General features: G+C 73.5%; 1 protein-coding gene. It reads left to right on the forward strand.

From position 1 onward, the window contains the following. Positions 1-108: 108 nt before the first annotated feature. Positions 109-22,734, forward strand: coding sequence for a non-ribosomal peptide synthase/polyketide synthase (locus OG589_RS44690; RefSeq protein ID WP_405145010.1), 22,626 nt, complete (start codon positions 109-111; stop codon positions 22,732-22,734). The last annotated feature ends 47 nt before the right edge of the window (positions 22,735-22,781 follow it).

Genomic DNA, 22,781 nt, shown 5'->3' on the forward strand with positions numbered 1-22,781 from the left:
CTTCCTCTGGCGCCAGGCTACTAACTTAGGTAATGCTTACCTTAGTATGTGTCGCGATCACGGCTCGTTTGAGCCTGTTTCGTCCAGCTTTGGGAGGCGCGGTCACCTGTGTCGGCTATTGAAGAAGTGACGGCGTACTGGCACCGGCGGCTCGCCCCGCTCCCGCAGGAAACGGTCCTCCCGGTCGACTTCCCGTACCCGTCGGCCCCCGCCGTCGCGCGCGAAACCCGCAGCCGCACCCTTGCCCTGAGCCGCACCGGCGCCTCCCCGGCCTCCCACGCGGCGGCCGCCGCGCTCGGCTCCCAGGTGGGCGACGCCTCGACGGGGTCCCGCGCAGGCGACGCCGTGCCGGAGGCGTCGCTGCTCGCCGCGTACGTCGCACTGCTGCACCGCTACGGCGGCTCGGGTGACATCTGCGCAGGGTTCGACGGGCTGCCGCTGCGGGTCGAGCTGGACGGTGACACGACCTTCGGCGAGCTGGTACGACGCGTGGCCGACGCCTGTGAGCAGGCGCGGGCGCATCGGATCCCGCTCTCCGCCCTCGCGGCCGGCCTGCGACCCGATCCCACCCGCGGCGGGGGCCTCTTCTTCAACACGTCCATCGCCGTCGGCGGTGGCACCCCCACCACGGAGCCGGCCGCGTACCCGCTGGACATGTCACTGGAAGTGGTGACACAGCGGGCGGGTGAGTCGCTGGAGTGTGAGGCGCGGTTGACGTACAGGCCCGGCCTGTTCGAAAGCGCGACCGCCGATCGGATGCTGGGGCACTACGAGACTCTGCTGGCCGACGGGCTGGCCAGGCCGGACGTCGCCGTCGCCGAGCTGGAGCCGCTGACCCCCGAGGAGCGGCACCGCGTCCTCGTCGAGTGGAACGACACCGGCCATGACGTCCCGTCGCTCACCTGGCCCGAGATGTTCGCCGAGCAGGTGCGCCTGCGCCCGGACGCCGTGGCCCTGGTCTTCGAGGACACCGTTCTCACCTACGCCGAGCTGGACGGGCGTGCGAACCGCCTCGCGCACGCGCTGATCGCACGCGGGGCCGGGCCAGAGCGTGTCGTGGGGCTCGCCCTGCCCCGGTCGGCGGAGCTGATCGTCGCCGAGGTGGCCGTCCTCAAGGCGGGTGCCGCCTACCTGCCGCTGGACACCGACTACCCGGCCGACCGCATCGCGTACATGCTCGCCGACGCCGCGCCCGCCTGCCTCGTCACCACCGCTGACACCATGGCCGACCTCCCTCTGTGCGATGGCGTCGGGCTACTCGTCCTCGACGCGCCGGAGACCGCGCGCGAGCTGGCGACCCGTCCGGCCCACGACCCCGCGGAGGCCGACCGGGGACCGCTGTCCGTGCTCAACGCGGCGTACGTCATCTACACCTCCGGTTCCACCGGCCGTCCCAAGGGTGTGGTCCTGTCGCACGCCGGCGTGGCCAAGCTGGTGGCCACCCAGAGCGAGCGGTTCGGCGTCGGGCCGGACAGCCGTGTGCTGCAGTTCTCCTCGCCGAGCTTCGACGTGGCGTTCTGGGACCTGTGCCTCGGACTGCTCTCGGGGGGCCGCCTCGTCGTCGTACCGTCCGAGCTGCGGGTGCCCGGCGCGCCGCTCGCCGACTACGCGAACGCCAACGGCGTCACGTTCATGATCATGCCCCCGGCCCTGCTCGCCGCCATGCCGGACGACGTCCTGCTGCCTCCCGCCGCCACCCTGCTGGCCGGCACCGAGCGCGTCTCGCCCGAGCTGGTCGGCCGGTACGCGCGCGGCCGGATGATGTTCAACGCGTACGGCCCCACCGAGGCGACCACCAACTCGACCCTCGGCCTGTGCGACCCCGACACCCCTTCCGGCGCCATCGTGCCCATCGGCGGACCGGACCCCGGCACCCGCGCGTACGTGCTCGACGCCCGCCTGCGGCCCGTCCCGGCGGGGGTGGCGGGCGAGCTGTACCTCGGCGGCGCGGGCCTGGCACGCGGCTACCTCGGACGGCCGGACCTGACCGCAGAACGGTTCGTCGCCGACCCGTTCGGCGCGCCGGGCGAGCGGCTGTATCGCACAGGTGACCTGGTGCGATGGAAGGCCGACGGCAGGCTCGCGTTCCTCGGCCGCGCCGACTCGCAGGTGAAGATCCGCGGCTTCCGGATCGAGCCCGGAGAGATCGAGTCCGTGCTGCGGGGGCACCCGGCCGTCGACCAGGTCGCGGTCGTGGTCCGCGAGGACCGGCCCGGCGACCGGCGGCTGGCCGCCTACGTCGTCCCGTCCCTCGACGGCGAGCCGGGCCGCGACGAGACGGAGCAGGTCGGGGAGTGGAAGGACCTCCACGAACTGCTCTACTCGGCCGCCGGTTCCGAGGGCTTCCGTGAGAACTTCGCCGGCTGGAACAGCATGTACGACGGGCTGCCGATCCCGGTCGCGGAGATGCGGGAGTGGCGCGACGCCACGGTCGCCCGCATCCGGGAACCGCGACCGCGCCGGGTGCTGGAGATCGGCGTCGGCAGCGGGCTCATCCTCTCCCGCGTCGCCCCGGACTGCGAGGCGTACTGGGGCACGGACGTCTCGGAAGAGGCGATCCGGTCGCTGCGCGCCCAGGTCGACGCGGTGCCGGAGCTCGACGGCCGGGTTGAGCTGCGCGCCCGGCCAGCGCACGACGTCACCGGGCTGCCGGCGGGGTTCTTCGACACCGTGGTCATCAACTCCGTCGCGCAGTACTTCCCGAGCGCGGAGTACCTGGCGGACGTGCTGCGCAAGGCGGGGACGCTCCTTGCTCCGGGCGGCGGCATCTACGTCGGCGACGTGCGGAACCTGCGGCTGCTGCGTTGCCTGCGGGCCGCGGTCGAGACCCGGCGCGGCGCCGGCCCCGAGGACAAGCAGGCCCTGCTCGCGTCCGTCGAACGCTCGGTGACCTGGGAAGGCGAGCTGCTCCTCGACCCCGGGTTCTTCACGGCCCTTGAGGGCTTCACCGCCGACATCCGCCTCAAGCGCGGCACCCACCACAACGAACTGACCCGCTACCGCTACGACGTGGTGCTCCGGACCACAAGCGGTACGGGGGCGGATCCGACCGGGCCCGAAGACCGGGAAAAGGCTGGTCTGGCGTCCTCGGGTGACGAAGCCGAGGAGGTCGGGTGGAGTGCGATCGGCGGGGTGCGCGGGCTTGAGGCTCGCCTGGCAGGGCGTCCCGTCCGGCTTCGGGTGAACCAGGTGCCGAACGCGCGGCTCGCCGAGGACCTCGCCGCGCTGTACGCCATCGAGGACGGCAGCCGTCCCGCTTCGCCGGTGGACGACGCCGATCCCGAGGCCCTGCACGAGCTCGGCGCCCGGTACGGCTACCGCGTGGCCGTGACCTGGAACGGTCACGCCGGCGACGGCAGCACGGACGTGGTCTTCGCCCGCGGGGACGCGCCTCTCGGTGACCTCTACCGACCGGCCGCCGTCTTTCCGCACGCCAACCGCCCCGTGCCGTTCCGGGACGTCACCACCCTGATGAGGACCCTGCGCTCGCACGCGGCCGAGTGGCTGCCCGAGTACATGGTTCCCTCCGCGTTCGTCCCCCTCGACAAGCTGCCGGTCACCCCGAGCGGCAAGCTCGACGGCTCCGCGCTTCCGGTGCCCGACTACGCGACCCTCAGCTCCGGCCGCGCTCCTCGCGACGCGCGTGAGGAGCTGCTGTGCTCGCTGTACGCCGAGGTGCTGGGGCTGCGGTCGGTCTCCGTCGACGATGATTTCTTCGCCTTCGGTGGCGACAGCATCGTGGCGATCCAGCTGCTCATCCGCGCACGCGGAGCAGGCCTCCGGCTCACGTCCCGCGACGTCTTCCGCCATCGCACGGTCGCCGCCCTCGCCCAGGTCGCCGTCGCCGACAGCGTGGCGGACGGCGGGGCCGGCATCCCGCTCGTCCAGCTTTCGGAGGGGGAGCTCGCAGAGGTCCAGCGGGACCACCCGGTCACCGTCGAGGAGCTGCTGCCGCTGAGCCCGCTTCAGGAGGGTTTCTTCTTCCACGCGCTCGTGGACGGTCCGGACGGTGACGCCTACGTCGTCCAGCAGGTCATCGAGCTGACCGGTCCGGTCGACGGCGAGGCCCTGCGCCGGGCCGCCCAGGGGCTGCTGGACCGGCACGCACCCCTGCGCGCCTGCTTCCGCCGGCTCCCGGACGGAAGGCCGGTGCAGATCATCGCCGAACGGCTGGACCTGCCTTGGCACGAGGTGGACCTGTCCGCACGGGACGCCGGTGAGCAGCGGTCGCTCGTGGACGCCGTCGCGGCTGGGGAGCGCGACCGCCGCTTCGACCTGTCCCGCCCACCGCTGCTGCGGTGCGCGCTGGTCAGGCTCGGGCCCGATCACAGCCTCCTGCTGCTGACGTTCCATCACATCGTGGCGGACGGCTGGTCGCTGCCGGTACTCCACCGCGAGCTGATGGCCCTGTACGAAACCCCCGCCACTTCCGCTGGGACTTCCTCGGCCGTGGACGGCGCAGGATCGCGCGGAGCCGAGGTCGCCGCGTTGCCGGAGGTGGCCTCGTACGGCGCGTACCTGCGCCGTCTGGCCTCGGCGGACCGGGATGCCGCCCGCGCGGCCTGGCGCACCGCGCTCGCGGGGCTTGACGAACCGACCCGCCTGGTCGACGCCCCGGCGGACGGCGCGCGGATCAGGCCCGGGCAGGTACGTGCCGAGCTGTCCGAGCACGTCACAGCGCGGCTCGCGGCGCGCGCGAGAGAGCACGGGGTGACCCTGGGCACGGTCGTCCAGACCGCGTGGGGGCTGCTCCTCGGGCGCCTGACCGGCCGCCAGGACGTGGTCTTCGGCACCACCGTCTCCGGCCGGGACGCCGAGGTCGACGGCATCGATTCCATGGTCGGCCTGTTCATCAACACCCTGCCGACCCGCTTCCGGTGGCAGCCCGCCGACACCCTCGCCGAGCTGGCCGGGCGACTCCAGGACGAGCAGGCCCGGCTCCTGGACCATCAGCACCTCGGTCTCGCGGAACTCCAGCGCGTCGCCGGGCAGGCGGGAAGCGGTGAACTCTTCGACACCCTGCTCGTCTTCGAGAACTACCCGTTGGGAACCGGGCTCGCCGACCCTTCAGGGACGGTGAGGATCACCGGTCACGAGTTCCACGACGCCGTCCACTACCCGCTCGCCCTGATCGTCAAGCCGGGCCGCCGGCTCGACCTGCGGCTGAAGCACCATGCCCAGCGCCTTCCCGGCGCGGCCGTACGGCGGATCGCGGACCGGCTCACCCGCATCCTGCACGCTCTGGCCGACGACCCCGGGCAGAACGCCGCCCGCGTCGACCTGCTCTCGGACGAGGAGGCGGTGCGAGCCCGGCTCGCCGGTGCGGAACGGCAGGTCGCCGAGACGACTCTGGCAGCCGCCTTCGAGGCCCAGGTGGCGCGTACCCCTCAGGCCACGGCCGTCGTGTACGACGGTGAGACCCTCACCTACGAGGAGCTGGACGCCCGCGCCGAGCTCCTCGCCCGCCGCCTGCGAGCCGGGGGCGCGGGCCCGGAGCGCGTCGTCGCGGTCGCCGTGCCGCGCTCGGCGGAGCTGATGGTGGCACTGCTCGGCGTGCTGAAGTCGGGCGCGGCCTACCTGCCGGTCGACGTCGACTATCCGGCGGACCGCATCGCTTACATGCTCACCGACTCGGGCGCGAGCACGGTGGTGACGACCGCCGCCACCTCCCCGCGCCTCCCGCAGGTGGAAGACCTCACCCGCCTCCTCCTCGATGCCCCGACAACCCCGCTCGACCCGGACACCCCGGTGGGTGCGGCGCCTGATGATCCGGCGTACCTGATCTACACGTCGGGGTCGACCGGGCGTCCGAAGGGCGTGGTCGTGACCCATCGGGCCATCGTCAACCGGCTGGCGTGGATGCAGGGCGAGTACGGGCTGCGTCCCGACGACCGGGTGCTGCAGAAGACGCCGTCCAGCTTCGACGTCAGCGTCTGGGAGTTCTTCTGGGCGCTGTGCGAGGGCGCCGCCGTGGTGCTCGCCAGGCCCGACGGGCACCGCGACCCCGCGTACCTTGCCACGCTCATCCGCGAACAGCGCGTCACCACGATGCACTTCGTGCCCTCGATGCTCGAAGCCTTCCTGGGCGCCGACGAGATCACCGCCGACCCGTCATGGGCCGCGAGCCTGCGCCGCGTGCTCAGCAGCGGCGAGGCCCTGCCCGGCGCCGCCGCCGCACGCTGGCAGGCGCTCACCGGGGTGCCGCTGCACAACCTGTACGGCCCGACCGAAGCCGCCGTCGACGTGACGTACCACCCGTACGACGGATCGGCGGACATCACCGTGCCCATCGGCCGTCCGGTGTGGAACACCGGGCTGCGGGTGCTGGACTCCTGCCTGCGCTCGGTGCCGGCCGGCGTGCCCGGCGAGCTGTACCTGACCGGCGTGCAGTTGGCCCGGGGCTACCTCGCCCGTCCCGGCCTGACCGCCGAGCGGTTCGTGGCCGATCCGTACGGCCCGGCGGGCGGCCGCATGTACCGTACCGGCGATCTGGTGCGCCGCCGTGCGGACGGCGTCGTCGAGTACCTCGGGCGCACCGACCGGCAGGTCAAGCTGCGCGGCAACCGCATCGAGCCCGGCGAGGTCGAGGCCGCGCTGAACGGCCTGCCCGGCGTGGCCCAGGCGGCGGTGACCGTCCACGGGTCCACCCTCGTCGCGTACGTCGTCCCGGCGAGGACCCGGCACACCGCTTCCGGCGTGGCCCATGGCGAGGCGGTGGGCGGTGAGCGCGGGCTCGGTGCGGCCCGTGGCGAGGCGGTCGGGGGCGGGCTTGATGTGGCCGCGCTGGAATCCGCTCTGGGCGAGGCGCTGCCCGCGTCCATGGTGCCGGGCGCGTATGTCGAGCTGGACGCCCTGCCGCTGACGCCGAGCGGCAAGCTCGACCGCAACGCGCTTCCCGCTCCCCAGGCGGTACGGACCGGGGCGCGGGCCCCGCGCGACGAGCGCGAGCGCGTCCTCACCGAGATCTTCGCGGCCGTGCTGAAACTGGACGAGGCCGGTGTCGACGACGACTTCTTCATGCTCGGCGGCGACAGCATCACCTCGATCGGCGTCTCCAGCCGCGCCCGCCGTGCGGGCCTCGGCCTGAGCCCGCGCGACGTCTTCGAGCACCGCACCCCCGCCGCCCTGGCCGCCGCCCTTGGTAAGGCCGGCGGTGGCGGCGTCGGTGCCGGGCCCGGTGAGCCGGGCTCCGGGTTCGTGCTCACCGCGGACGAGTACGAGCGGGTGCGGCGGCTCGCCGGGGGGTCGGTGGAGGACGTCTGGCCGCTGGCGCCGTTGCAGGAAGGGCTGTTCTTCCACTCCACGTACGACGACGGCGCCCTGGACGTCTACACCGTGCACGAGTCCTTCGACCTCGCCGCCCGCGTCGACGCCGACCGCCTGCGCGCCGCGACCAGAGTGCTGCTTGCCCGCAACCCCAGCCTGCGCGCCGGTTTCACCAGCGACGGGCTGCGCCGGCCGGTGCAGTTCATCGTGGGCGACCCCGAGATCCCGCTCGAAGAGGCCGACCTGTCGGACCTCCCCGCCGCCGAGCAGGACGAGCGGCTGCGCGAGCTGATGGACGCCGAGCGGACCCGCAGGTTCGACCTGGCCAGGCCCCTGCTCTTCCGGATGCTGCTGGTCCGGCTCGGCGAGGCCAGGGGCGACCGGCTCGTCATCGGCCGGCACCTGCTGCTGTGGGACGGCTGGTCGGCCTGGCTCTTCCTCGACCAGCTCTTCGCGCTGTACGAGACGGGCGGGGACGAGCGCGGGCTGCCGCGCCCCGGCTCGTACCGCGACTACCTGACCTGGCTGGAGGCCCAGGACACCGGGACCGCCGCCGGCGCCTGGCGCACCGCGCTCGCGGGCCTGGACGAGCCCACCCTGCTGGCCGCCACCGCGAGCCAGGGCCGGCGGCCGGTCATCCCGGAGAGCCTGGACGCCGTCCTTCCCGCTGGGTTCGGGAACCGGATCCGCGACGCCGCCCGGCGCCGCGGACTGACGCTCAACACGGTGCTCAACACCGCCTGGGGCCTGGTCCTGGCAGCCGCGACCGGACGTACCGACGTCGTCTTCGGCACCACGGTGGCGGGCCGCCCGACCGAGGTGCCGGACGTCGAGAACGTCATCGGCATGTTCCTCAACACCGTCCCCGCCCGCATCGCCTTCGACCCGGCCGAGCCGGTGCTGGACCTGCTGCGGCGCGTCCAGGGCGAGCGCCTGGCCCTCATGCCGTACGAGTACCTGGGCCTTGGCGTCCTGCAGGCGGAGACCGGGCACCGGCAGCTGTTCGACACCCTCTTCGTGCTGCGCGACGGCGACACCGAGGAGCGGCTCGCCGGGCTGTCGGACCGGCACGGCGCCACGGCCGTCGCCAACGTGGACGCGACCCACTATCCCGTCAACCTCATCGTGACGCCCGGGGAGCGCATCCGGGTCACGCTCGCGCACCGGCCCGACCTCATCGACCGCCCTCGGGCCCAGGCCCTGCTGGACCGCTTCACCCTGCTGGTGGAGCGGCTGGCGTACGACCTGGACGCGCCCGTCGGCCGCCTCGACCACCTGTTGCCGCTGGAAAGAGCCGAGCTGGAGCGGGAGCGGGCCGCCGGCCGCGTGCCCGTCCCCGACGAGACCATCGCCGACCTGCTCGCCGCGCGGGCCGCCCGCACCCCCGAGGCCACGGCGCTGGTCTTCGGTGGTCAAAGCCTCACCTACGCCGACCTGGACGCCCGGATCAACCGCATGGCGCGGCTGCTGCTCGCGCGGGGCGCGGCGCCGGAGAAGATCGTCGCGCTCGCCCTGCCCCGCTCGATCGACATGGTCGTCGCGCTGTTCGCCGTGCTCCGTACGGGCGCGGCCTACCTGCCGCTGGAGCTTGACCACCCGGACGACCGGCTCGCGATGATGCTCGACGACGCCCGCCCGGCCCTGCTGCTGACCACCACGGCCGTCTCGCGCCGGCTGGAGGCGGGCGCCCCGGACGTCCCGCGCGTACGGCTCGACGACCCGGCGGTGACCGGGGAACTGGCCCGGCTTCCCGGCGACCCGGTCACCGAGGCCGACCGTCCCCGCTTCAGCCTGGAGCACCCGGCGTACGTCATCTACACCTCGGGGTCCACCGGCCGCCCCAAGGGGGTCGTCACGCCGTACCGGGGGCTGACGAACATGCTGGTCAACCACCAGAAGGAGATCTTCGCCCCGGCGATCGCCTCCGCCGGTGGCCGCCGGCTGCGCATCGCGCACACGGTGTCGTTCGCGTTCGACATGTCGTGGGAGGAGCTGCTCTGGCTGGTCGAGGGGCACGAGGTGCACGTCTGCGACGAGGAGCTGCGGCGTGACGCCGAAGCCCTGGTCGCGTACTGCGAGACCCACCGGGTGGACGTCGTCAACGTCACCCCGACCTACGCCCACCTGCTGATCGAGGAGGGGCTGCTCGACGGGCACCGCCCGCCGCTGGTGCTGCTCGGCGGCGAAGCGGTGTCCGAGACGGTATGGAGCCGGCTCCGCGACACCGAGGGCACCTACGGCTACAACCTCTACGGCCCCACCGAGTACACCATCAACACGCTCGGCGGCGGCACGGACGACAGTCCCACGCCCACCGTCGGACGTCCCATCCGGGGCACCCGCGCCCACATCCTGGACGCCTGGCTGCGCCCGGTCCCCGGTGGCGTCCCCGGTGAGCTGTACATCGCGGGCATCGGCCTCGCCCGCGGCTACCTCGACAGGCCTGGGCTGACCGCCGAGCGCTTCGTCGCCGATCCGTACGGCGAGCCAGGCGAGCGCATGTACCGCACGGGCGACCTGGTGCGCCGCCGCGCCGACGGGAACATCGACTTCCTCGGCCGCACCGACGACCAGGTCAAGATCCGCGGCTACCGGGTCGAGCTGGGGGAGATCGAGACCGCGCTCGCCCGGCACCCGGAGGTCGCCCAGGCCGCCGTCATCGCCCGCGACGACCCCTCCGCCCCCGGCGCCCAGCGCCTCGTCGGGTACGTCGTGCCCGCCGAGCCCACCGGCGAGGAGCGGGAGTCCGCGGAGCGGGAGTGGATCGGCGAGTGGCGGGAGATCTACTCCGACGAGTACGAGCAGATCGGCACCGCCGTCTTCACCGAGGACTTCGCGGGCTGGGACAGCAGCTACGACGGCCTGCCCATCCCGCTCGACCACATGCGCGAGTGGCGCGAGCAGACCGTCGCCCGCATCCGCGAGCTGCGTCCGCGCCGGATCCTGGAGATCGGCGTCGGCTCCGGGCTGCTGCTGTCGCGCCTGGCGCCCGAGGCGGAGGCGTACTGGGCGACGGACTTCGCCGCACCCGTGATCCGCAAGATCGGTGAGGACCTGCGCCGGGACCCGGAGCTGGCGGCCAAGGTCGAGCTGCGCTGCATGCCCGCGAACGTGACCGATGGGCTGCCCGTCGGCTACTTCGACACGATCGTCATCAACTCCGTCATCCAGTACTTCCCGAGCGTCGACCATCTGACGGAGGTCATCAGGGGCGCCATGGGACTGCTGGCGCCGGGCGGCGCCCTGTTCGTCGGCGACGTACGCAACCTGCGGCTCGCCCGCGCGTTCCACACCGGCATCCAGCTCACCCGCTCCGGCAAGGACACCGGCCAGGACGGCAAGGACACCGGGCAGAGGCACCTCCACACGTCCCCCGAGCACGTCCAGACCGTTCCCGAGTATGTCCACGCCGCCGTCGAACGTGGGATCGCGCTGGAGAAGGAACTCCTCGTCGACCCGGACTACTTCACCACCCTCGGCTTCGGCGTCGACCTTCGCACCAAGCGCGGGCGCCACCACAACGAGCTGACCCGCTACCGCTACGACGCCGTCCTCTACAACGGCGAACCCGACACCCACCTCGGCGACGAGCCAACGCTGACCTGGGCAGACGCGCTCGTCACCACGGCCGGGGAGGAGCCGGCGGCATGGGCCGGCGGGCTTGTGCGTCGTTTGCGGGAGTCGCGGGCGGAGCGGTTGCGGGTGACCGGTGTGCCCGATGCCCGTGCGGGCAGCGAGCGGGGTGCCGTGGTGGCCGGGGGAGTCGAGCCCGAGGACCTTCACACGCTCGCCGCGAGTGAGGGCTACCGGGTCCTCACCACCTGGTCGCGCGAGCCGGGCACCTACGACGCCGTCTTCGTGCGGGGAGAGTTCCGGGTCACCGAGGGCCTCTACCTGCCCGGCGGCGGCACGCCCCCGTACGCCAACACCCCGGCCTCGGCGGGCGGTACGAGCGGCCTCGTGCGGCGGCTCCGGGAGGATCTCCGGCAGGTGCTGCCCGACTACATGGTCCCGGCGGCCTTCGTCACCCTCGACCGGCTGCCCATGAACGACAACGGCAAGCTCGACGTGCGCGCGCTGCCCGAGGCCGAAGCGCCGGTGCCGCTCGCCGGGGGACGCGGGCCGAGGACGCCGCGAGAAGAGGTGCTCTGCCGCCTGTTCGCCGAGGTCCTGGGCCTGCCGATGGTGGGCGCAGAGGACGACTTCTTCGAGCTTGGTGGCCATTCGCTGCTCGCCACCCGGCTCATCAGCCGGGCTCGCACGGAGCTGGGTGCCGAGCTGGCCATCCGTGACCTGTTCGAGGCCCCGGCGCCCGCCCTGCTGGCCGAGCGCGCGGACGCCGGCCGCCCGGCCCGTACGGCCGTGGAGCCGGTGGCGGACCGCCCCGAGCGCATCCCGGCGTCCCCGGCACAGCGGCGGCTGTGGCTGGCCGAGCGGCTCAGCGGCGGCGACGCTTACCACTTCCCGCTGGTCTTCCGGCTGCGCGGCGCGCTGGACACCGATGCCCTCCGCCAGGCGCTGCGCGACGTGGTGGCCCGCCACGAGGCCCTGCGCACCGTCTTCCCCGAGCACGAACCCCCGCACACCGCACCCACCACCGAGGAGACCCCGGTTCCGCCGACCGAGGCGGGGCCGTACCTGCTGGGCTCGGCCGTCGAGGAGGGCGGGCCGTACCAGCGGATTCTTCGTGCCGAGGAGGCTGAGCCGTTCTTCGGTGTTGAGGAGTGCTCGGTGGATCGGGTGGAGGGGAGGATTCGGGACGCGGTCGCCCGGCCGTTCGAGCTGGACAGTGAGATCCCCTTGCGGGCCGAGGTGTTCCGGGTGGGGCCGGACGACCACGTGGTGGCGATCGTGCTGCACCACATCAGCACCGACGAGTGGTCCGACCGGCCGTTCCTCACCGACCTGGGCACCGCCTACCGGGCCCGTCGCGAGGGCCGGGCGCCCGAGTGGGCCCCGCTGCCGGTGCAGTACGCCGACTACACGCTCTGGCAGCGGAGGCTGCTCGGCGACCCTGCCGACCCGGGTAGCCAGGGTGCGCGCCAGCTCGCCTTCTGGACCGGGACGCTGGCCGGGCTGCCGGAGGAGATCCCCCTGCCGCTCGACCGCGCACGCCCGTCCGAGCCGACCGGCCGGGGCGGCATGGTGCGCGCGGAGCTGCCCACGGACACCGCCCGCGCCCTGCGCGACCTGTGCGCCAGGACAGGTACCAGCATGTTCATGCTGCTCCAGGCCGCGGTCGCCACCCTGCTGCACCGGATGGGGGCGGGCACCGACATCCCGCTGGGCGCCCCGATCGCCGGGCGCACGGACAGCGCGCTGGACGACCTCGTGGGCTTCTTCGTCAACACCCTGGTGCTGCGTACGGACCTGTCCGGCGACCCGACGTTCACCGAGCTGCTCGGCAGGGTCAGGGACGCCGACCTGGCCGCCTTCGAGCACCAGGACCTTCCGTTCGAGCAGGTGGTGGAGGCGCTCAACCCGCCGCGCGTGCCGGGACGCAACCCGCTGTTCCAGGTCATGCTGGGCTACCACTACCGGCCCGACGGCGATCCGGCGGTGCTGGACCTGCCCACCGAGTGGTGGCCGGCCCGCATCAGGACCGCCAAGTTCGACCTGGACTTCACCTTCGTCGACCATGCGGGCGAGGACCGCGTCACCCTGCTGCTGGAGTACGCCGAGGACCTCGCCGACCCCGGGACCGCCCGGGCGATGGCCGGCCGCGCCGTCTCGCTGCTCGGCCTGCTGGCCGCCGACCCGGACCGGCCGGTCGGACGGCTGCCCGTACTGACGGACGAGGAGCTCCGGGCGTCGCTGGGCGCGTGGAACGACACCGCCCGGCCGGTGGAACGGCGTACGGTGCCCGAGCTGTTCGCCGAGGCCGCCCGTACCCGCCGGGACCAGGTGGCGCTGGTCACCGATGGCCGCACGCTGACCTTCGGCGAGCTGTCCGCCGAGGTGGATGGCGTGGCCCGGCTGCTGCTGCGGCAGGGGGTCACGGCCGGGAGCGTGGTGGGGCTGGCCCTTCCCCGGGCCGAGATGGTGCCGGCCATCCTCGGGGTGCTCACCGCGGGCGCCGCGTACCTCCCGCTCGACCCCGGCTATCCGGCCGAGCGCCTGGAGCACATGCTCGACGACGCGGCCCCGGCCTGCGTGCTCACCACGATGGCCATCGCCCCCGTCCTCCCCTCCGGGCGAACCACCCTGCTCCTCCTCGACGACCCACGCCCACCCGCCGAGCCGGACGGCCGCTCCGGTGACGCTCCGGCCGTACCCGCCACCGAGCCGGGTGACCGTGGGGTGCGGGTTCGTGTGCCGGCGTCCGCCGTCGCATATGTGAGCTACACGTCCGGGTCCACCGGCAGGCCCAAGGGTGTGCTCGGTACGCACCGGGGGCTGAGCAACCTGTTCGGCTCGCACCGCGAGGATCTCATCGAGCCTGCTCGCCGTGCCGCCGGACGGGAGACGCTGCGCGCGGTGCACGCCGCGTCGTTCAGCTTCGACGGATCCTGGGAGCCGATGCTCTGGCTGCTGGCCGGGCACGAGCTGCACGTCGTCGGCGAGGCCACCATGACCGACCCGGCCGCCCTGCTCGCCTACCTCGCCGGCGAGCGCATCGACTTCGTCGATCTCACCCCGACCTACCTGCGGGAACTGATCCACCACGGCTTCCTCGACCCCGGCCGGGGGCGTCCCGGAGTCATCGCGGTGGGCGGCGAGGCCACCCCGGCCGCGCTCTGGGACCGGCTGTGCGCGCTGCCGGAGACGGTGGTGCACGACCTGTACGGCCCGACCGAGTGCGCCGTCGACGCCTACGGCTGGCACGGCCCCGCCCCGTACCGTCCGGAGCCCTGGGCCGCGCCGGTGGCCAACACCCGCGCCCACGTGCTGGACGCGGCGCTGCGACCGGTCCCCGCCGGGGTGCCTGGCGAGCTGTACCTGGCGGGCGAGGGCCTGGCCCTGGGATACCTCGGCCGGCCCGGGCTGACCGCCGAGCGGTTCACCGCCGACCCGTTCGGGGCGCCGGGCAGCCGCATGTACCGCACCGGCGACCTGGTGCGGCGCCGCGCCGACGGCACCCTGTCGTTCCTCGGCCGGGCCGACGACCAGGTCAAGCTGCGCGGCTTCCGCATCGAACCGGGCGAGATCGAAACGGTGCTCCGCGCCCACCCCGGCGTGGCGCAGGCCGCCGTGACGATCCGCGAGGACACCCCGGGCGCGCGGCGGCTGGTCGCGTACGCGGTCCCGTCGACCGGCCGGGGCGTCGACCCCGCCGCGCTGCGGGCGCATGTCGCCGCCACGCTGCCCGAGCACATGGTCCCGGCGGCCTTCGTGGAGCTTCCCGCACTGCCGAGGTCGATCAGCGGGAAGCTGGACCGCCACGCGCTGCCCGTCCCGGACGCGGCGGCCGTCACCTCCGGCCGGCGTCCCCGCGACGCCCGCGAGGAGATCCTCTGCGAGCTGTTCGCCGCCGTGCTGGGGACCGGACGGGTGGGCGTGGACGACGACTTCTTCGCGCTCGGCGGCCACTCCCTGCTGGCGATGCGGCTGGTCAGCCGCGTCCGCACGGCGCTCGGCGCCGAGGTGAGCCTCCGCGCGGTCTTCGAGGCGCCCACCGTCGCCCGGCTCGCGGGCCGGTTGCGCGAGGCCCCGGACGGCGTGCCCGCCCTCGTCCCCGCACTCCGTACGGAGCCCCTGCCGCTGTCCTTCGCCCAGCGGCGGCTGTGGGTGCTGCACCGGCTGGAGGGCCCGGGCGCCACCTACAACCTGCCGATGGCCTGGCGGCTGTCGGGCGCCCTGGACGAGGACGCGCTCCGCGACGCCGTACAGGACCTGATGGCCCGGCACGAGAGCCTGCGCACGGTGTTCCCCGAGCGGGACGGACGCCCCTACCAGCGCATCCTCGACCCCGGCGAGGTCCCGGTCGTCACCGGCTTCCAGCGGGTCACGGAGGACGAGCTCGCCGGGCGCCTGGCCGAGGCGGCCGGGCACGGCTTCGAGCTCGACCGCGAGCCGCCGCTGCGCGCCCGCGTGTTCGAGGTGGCACCGGGGGAGCACGTACTCCTCCTGGTGGTCCACCACATCGCCGGCGACGAGTGGTCGGACCGGCCCCTGTGGCGCGACCTGTCCACCGCCTACCGGGCCCGCCGCGAGGGCAGGGCACCCGAGTGGGCGTCGCTGCCCGTCCAGTACGCCGACTACACCCTCTGGCACCGCGACGTGCTCGGGGACGGCGGCGACCCCGGCAGCCTTTCGGCGCGCCAGCTCGGCTTCTGGCGCCGCGCGCTGGAAGGGCTGCCGGAAGAGCTGGCGCTCCCGGCGGACCGTCCGTGTCCCCAGGAGAGCAGCCACCTCGGCGGGGCGGTCGGCCTCTCGCTGACCCCCGAGCTGGAGCGCGGATTGCGCGGGCTCGCCGGAAGCCACGGCGTCAGCATGTTCATGGTGGCCCAGGCGGCGGTGGCCACGCTGCTGCACCGGCTGGGAGCGGGGGAGGACATCCCCCTCGGCGCGCCGATCTCCGGACGTACCGACGAGAGCCTGGAGGACCTGGTCGGGTTCTTCGTCAACTCCCTCGTGCTGCGCACCGACCTGTCCGGCGCGCCGAGCTTCGGCGAGCTGCTGGCGCGGGTGCGGGACACCGACCTGGCCGCCTACGAGCACCAGGACCTGCCGTTCGAGCGGCTGGTGGAGGCGATCAACCCCACCCGCTCGCTCGCCAGGCACCCGTTGTTCCAGGTGATGGTCGTCTACCTGGCCGACCAGAACGGGGCTCCGGGCTTCCCGGGGCTCGACGCGCGGCCCGAGCCGCTCGGCCAGGAGACCGCGAAGTTCGACCTGAGCTTCGACTTCGCCGAGCGGGGCGACGGCGAGGGCATCGAGGGCTGGATCGAGTACAGCGCCGACCTGTTCGACCACGACACGGTGGAGCGGCTCGCGGAGCGGCTCGTACGGCTGCTGGAGCAGGTGGTCGCCGACCCCGGCCTTCCCGTGCGGCACCTGGAGATCATGGACGGGCGGGAGCGCCGGCTCGTCGTGGGCGAGTGGAACGACACCGCGCGGCCGGTGGAGGCCACCACACTGCCCGAGCTGTTCCGCGCCCAGGTGGCGCGGACGCCCGATGCGCTCGCCCTGGTCTGCGGCGACGAGCGCCTGACCTACGCGGAGCTGGACGCCAGGGTCGAGCGCGCGGCGCGGGCGCTGGCCGCGATGGGCGCCGGTCCCGAGCGAACGGTGGCGGTGGCGCTGCCACGTTCGGCCGAGCTGGTGGTCGCCCTGCTGGCGGTGCAGCGGGCGGGTGCGGCGTACCTGCCGCTGGACGCCGGCTACCCGCGCGAGCGCGTCGAGCTCATGCTGGCGGACGCCCGCCCGGTCTGCGTGCTGCGGGACGGGCTGCCCGACGGCCCCTCGGGCGAGCTGCCCGCGTCGTACGACCCCCGGCACCCGGCCTACGTGATCTACACCTCCGGGTCAACCGGCAGGCCGAAGGGCGTGGTGGTGCCGCACGAGGGCATCGTCAACCGCCTGCTGTGGATGCGGGACGAGTACGGCCTGACCGCTTCCGACCGCGTGCTGCAGAAGACGCCGTCCAGCTTCGACGTGTCGGTGTGGGAGTTCTTCTGGCCCCTGATCACCGGGGCGGCGCTGGTGGTGGCGAAGCCGGAGGGCCACAAGGACCCGGCGTACCTGGCCGGGCTGATCCAGGACGAGCGGGTCACCACGGTGCACTTCGTACCTTCGATGCTGCGGGCGTTCCTGGAGGATCCGGGCGCGGCGCGGTGCACGGGGCTGCGCCGGGTGATGTGCAGCGGCGAGGCACTGCCGGCCGACCTGGCCTCCCGGTTCCACGCCGTGCTCCCCGCGGAGCTGCACAACCTGTACGGGCCGACCGAGGCGTCCGTCGACGTGACCTCGGTCCGGGTGCTCCCCGGGGCCGTCGCCGTGCCGATCGGGCGGCCGGTGTGGAACACGCGGACGTACGTGCTGGACGCGGCGCTGCGCCCGGTGCCGCCGGGTGTGGCGGGAGAGCTGTACCTTTCGGGCGTCCAGCTCGCCCGGGGGTATCTCGGCCGGCCGGGCCTGACCGGCGAGCGTTTCGTCGCCGACCCGTACGGGCCGTCCGGCACGCGCATGTACCGGACGGGCGACCTGGCGCGCTGGAGCCGTGACGGGTCGCTGGAGTTCCTCGGAAGGGCCGACGACCAGGTCAAGATCCGGGGCTTCAGAATCGAGCTCGGAGAGATCGAGACGGTCCTGTCCCGCCACGAGGCGGTGGCCCAAGCCGTAGTGATCGCCCACAACCAACACCTGATCGCCTACCTCACGGGCTATGGCCAGGCGGGGCTCGGTGACGTGGGTCCCGGTTCGGGCTCCGCGATACCCGGGTCCGCGGTGCTGCGGGAGTACGCCGGGGCCGTGTTGCCCGAGTACATGGTTCCCGCCGCCTTCGTCGTGCTCGATGCCCTTCCGCTCACCCCGAACGGCAAGCTCGACCGCAAGGCCCTGCCGGAGTTCGACTTCGCCACCGAGGTCACCGGCACCCTTCCGAGCACCCCGCGCGAGGAACTGCTCTGCGGGCTGTTCGCCGACGTGCTCGGCCTGGAACGCGTCGGCGCCGAGGACGACTTCTTCACCCTCGGCGGCGACAGCATCGTCGCCATGCAGCTCGTCAGCCGGGCGCGCGGAGCCGGGCTGGTGATCAGTCCCCGGGACGTCTTCCGGCACAAGACGGTCGCGTCGCTGGCCGCCGTCGCCGGAGTGCCCGGCACTGCGAACGGCACTGCGAACGGCTCCTTGGGCGGCGGTATCCACAGCACCCTGGACGGCACGGCGTCGCCCGCCGCGCTTGTCACCCTCACCGAGGGCGAGCGTGCCGAGCTGCCGGTCACGGGTGTCGCGGGCGTGCTGCCGCTCACGCCGCTCCAGGTGGGCCTGCTGTTCCACGCCTCGTTCGACTCCGGGGACGACGGGCCGGACGTCTACACGGTCCAGGTGTCGTACGAGATCGACGGCCCGCTGGACGCCGCCCGGCTTCGCGAGGCCGGGCAGGCACTGCTCGACCGGCACGACAACCTCCGCGCCGGATTCCGGTACCTGTCCTCCGGCCGTCCGGTGGCGGTCGTGCCGCGTACGGTCGCCCTGCCCTGGCGTGAGGCCGACCTCTCGGAGCTCGGCGAGCCCGCTCGGGAAGCCCGGTGGACCCGCTACCTCGCTCAGGAGCGGCGCCGGTTCACACCGTCCGAGCCGCCGCTCCTGCGGCTGATGCTCGTGCGCCCCGGGCCAGGCCGCCACCGCCTGATCCTGTCCCACCAGCACCTTCTGCTGGACGGCTGGTCGATCCCGCAGCTCATGCGCGAGCTGGGTGATCTGTACGCGCACGGCCCGGGCTCCGGTTCGCCGGCCGCGGCGCCGTACCGGGAGTACCTCGCGTGGCTGGCGCGGCAGGACGCGGGTGTCACGGCCGATGCCTGGGCCGAGGCGCTGGACGGTCTTGAGGATCCCACCCACCTGGCGCCCGCCGACCCGAACCGGGCTCCGGTCGTGCCGGAGACGCACACCACGCACGTCACCCGGGAGGTGACCGAGGCCCTGTCGGCCCTCGCCCGCTCGCGCGGGCTGACGGTCAACACCCTGGTCCAGGGCGCCTGGAGCATCCTGCTGTCCCGGCTCACCGGCCGCGACGACGTGGTCTTCGGCGCGACCGTCTCCGGGCGCCCCCCGGAGCTGGACGGTGTCGAGTCGATGATCGGCCTGTTCATCAACACGATCCCGGTGCGCGTCCGCGTCCGTGACGGCGAGAGCCTGGCGGCGTTCCTCGACCGCCTCCAGGACGAGCAGTCGCGGCTCATCGCCCACCAGCACGCCGGGCTGGCCGATGTCCAACGCAGGGCTGGACTGGGCGACCTGTTCGACACGCTGGTCGTCTTCGAGTCGTACCCCGACGCCGGGGGGCCCGCGCTCGGGGCCGGTGACGGCCTGCGCACCGCCGTGCTCGACCACCAGGACTCGACCCACTACCCGTTCACCTGGGCGGTGGAGCCCGGGGATCGCCTCATCCTGACCGCCGAGTACCGCCCCGACCTGTTCGACCGTACGACGGCCGAGCGGATGGCCGCGTCGATGGTGCGGCTCTTCGAGGCGATGACGGCCGACGCGGACCAGCCTGTCGGCCGCCTCGACATCCTCACCCCCGCCGACCGCCACACCATCCTCCACACCTGGAACGACACCACCACCCCACAACCCTCCGACGCCGGCACGGTTTCTGGGCTGTTCGAGGCGCAGGTTGGTGAGAGCCCGGATGCCGTCGCCGTGGTGTCGGGGACGGTCAGCTGGACCTTCCGGGAGCTGAACGAGCGGGCCAACCGGCTCGCGCGGCTGCTCGTCGAGGAGGGCGCGGGGCCGGAGCGGATCGTCGCCCTGTCGCTGCCGCGCTCCGCGGACTTCATACTGGCCATCCTCGCCGTGCTGAAGTCCGGCGCCGCCTACCTGCCCGTGGACGCGGACCTGCCCGCCGAGCGGGTGCTCGACATGCTCCGCGACGCCAGGCCCGTCCTCCTCCTGACCAGCGAGGAGTTCGCCACCGTGCTGCCGGACGGCGGTGTCCCGACGCTACGGCTGGACACCCAGCGGACCGCCGCACGCCTCGCCGCCCAACCCGGGGACGACCTCACCACCACCCCCGACCCGCGCCACCCGGCGTACGTGATCTACACCTCCGGTTCCACCGGCCTGCCCAAGGGCGTGGTGGTGTGCCACAGCAGCGTCGTCAACCTCTTCCACAGCCATCGCCGGACCCTCCACGACCCGGCCAAGGCCGCCACCGGCCGCCGTCACCTGCGTGTCGGCCACGCGTGGTCGTTCTCGTTCGACGCGTCATGGCAGCCGCAGCTGTGGCTGCTGGACGGGCACGCGCTGCACGTCCTTCCCGACGAGACGCGCCGCGACCCCGAGTTGACGGCCGCCGCCATCCGGGATCAGGGGCTGGACTTCATCGAGGTCACCCCGTCGTTCTTCGCCCAGATGGCCGACGCCGGCCTGATCGAGGACGGCGAGTGCCCGCTGGCCGTGGTCGGTGTCGGCGGTGAGGCGGTGCCGGACTCGCTCTGGAGCGACCTGGCCGGCCTGCGGTCCACGGAGGCGTTCAACCTCTACGGCCCCACGGAGGCCACCGTGGACGCCCTGGTCGCGCGCGTCCGCGACAGCGGGTCCCCGCTGGTAGGCCGCCCGGTCGGCAACACCCGCGCCTACGTGCTCGACGCCGGCCTGCGGCCCGTCCCGCCCGGTGTCACCGGTGAGCTGTACCTCGGCGGCGCGGGCCTGGCCCGGGGCTACCTCGGCCGCCCGGGCCTGACCGGCGAGCGCTTCGTCGCCGACCCGTTCGGGGAGCTGTTCGGCGAGGCGGGGGCGCGCATGTACCGTACCGGCGACCTGGCCCGCTGGACCGCCGAAGGGCGGCTGGAGTACGGAGGACGAGCCGACGACCAGGTGAAGATCCGCGGCTTCCGCGTCGAGCCCGCCGAGATCGAGGCCGTGCTGGACCGGCACGAGTCCGTGGCCCAGGTCGTGGTCGTGGCCCGGGAGGACCGGCCCCGCGTCAAGCAACTGGTCGCCTATGTGGTCCCGGCGGAGAACCCCGGACCCGTCGATCCGGCCGCGTTGCGTGCGCAGGTCGCGGCCTCCCTGCCGGAGTACATGGTGCCCGCGGCGGTGGTCGTCCTGGACGGGCTGCCGCTGCTGCCCAACGGCAAGCTCGACCGCAAGGCGCTCCCGGCGCCGGACTTCACCGCGCGCGGCGGAGGGCGCGAGCCGGCCGATGACGTCGAGCGCGCCCTGCTGGCGGTCGTCGCAGAGGTGCTTGGACTGCCCGAGGCCGGTGTCGACGACGACTTCTTCACCCTCGGCGGTGACAGCATCGTCGCGATGCAGTTCGTCAGCCGGGCACGCGCCGCCGGTCTGCGGATCACCCCGCGCCAGGTGTTCCAGCACCGTACGGTCGCGGCGCTGGCCACCGTCGCCGTCGTGCCGGGCCCGGACGCCGGCGGCCGTACGCACGACGACGGCACGGGCACGGTGCCGCTGACCCCGATCATGCACGCCATGCGGGAGCGCGGCGGCCCGATCAGTGGGTACCACCAGGCGGCGCTGCTGCGGACCCCGGCCGACCTGGACGAGCGCGGACTCAGGTCCGTATTCCGGGCCGTGGCCGACCGGCACGACATGCTCCGGTCCCGCCTGGTGCGCACCCGTGGCGAATGGTCGTTGCGAGTTCCCGCCCCGGGCACGGCCGATGTGGCGGCCTGGCTCGTGCGGGTGGACACGGTGGGAGCCGATGAGACGGCGCTTCGCAGGGCCATCGCCGAGCACGCCCACGCGGCCCGGTCACGCCTCGACCCGGACACCGGTCAGATGGTGCGGGCGGTCTGGTTCGACGCGGGCCGGGGCACCCCGGGACGGCTGCTGCTGCTGGTCCACCACCTGGTGGTGGACGGCGTGTCCTGGCGCATCGTCCTCCCCGACCTGGCCGCCGCCTGGCAGGACGTCGCGGCGGGCAGGCCCGTGGAGCTCCCGCCGGTCGACCTGTCGTTCCGCCGCTGGTCGGAGCTGCTGGGCGAGCGTGCCACGGACCCGGCCCGCGAGGACGAGCTCCCGCTGTGGACCTCGATCCTCTCCGAGGGCGACGCGATCTCCGTGGCCCCGGCGCTCGACCCGCGGCGGGATGTGGTCGCCACCACGCGCTACCTGTCCCTCACCCTGCCCGCCGACCGGACGGCCCCGCTGCTCAGCCGGGTGCCCGCCGCCTTCAAGGCGACCGTCAACGACGTGCTGCTGACCGCTCTGGCCCTGGCCGTCGCCGACTGGCATCGCCGGACGGACGGGCGGAGCCCCGGCACCGCGGTACTGGTTGACCTGGAAGGCCACGGCCGCGAGGAGGAACTGGCGGGCAACGCGGACCTGTCGCGTACGGTCGGCTGGTTCACGAGCGTCGTCCCGGTACGCCTGGATCCCGGCACTGTGGACCTGGCCGACGCGCTCGCCGGTGGGCCCGCGCTCGACGAGGCACTGGCCCGGGTCAAGGCGCACCTCGCCTCGCTCCCGGCGGCGGGCATCGGGCACGGCCTGCTGCGGCACCTGAACCCGGTGACGGGGCCGGAGCTGGCACGGCTCGGCGAGCCTCAGATCGAGTTCAACTACATGGGCCGTTTCGGCCGTCCCGAGGCGACCGACTGGTCGTACGCGCCGGAGGACGACGCCGCCGACCTGGACGCGGATCCGGGCATGCCGATGTCGCACGCCCTGACCGTCAACGCCCTGACCGAGGACCACCCGGGCGGGCCGGAGCTGGCCGCCCACTGGTCCTTCGCGTCCGAGGTGATGTCCGAGGAGGCGGTCCGGGATCTGGCCGGCACATGGTTCCGGGTGCTGCGAGTCCTGGTCGACCGTGCCGAAGCGCTGGGCGACGACCGATGACCATCACATCCCTAGACCGATGACCACCGCATCCCTACACAGATATT

The organism is Sphaerisporangium sp. NBC_01403 (genome assembly GCF_045040145.1).
Lineage (GTDB): Bacteria > Actinomycetota > Actinomycetes > Streptosporangiales > Streptosporangiaceae > Sphaerisporangium > Sphaerisporangium viridialbum.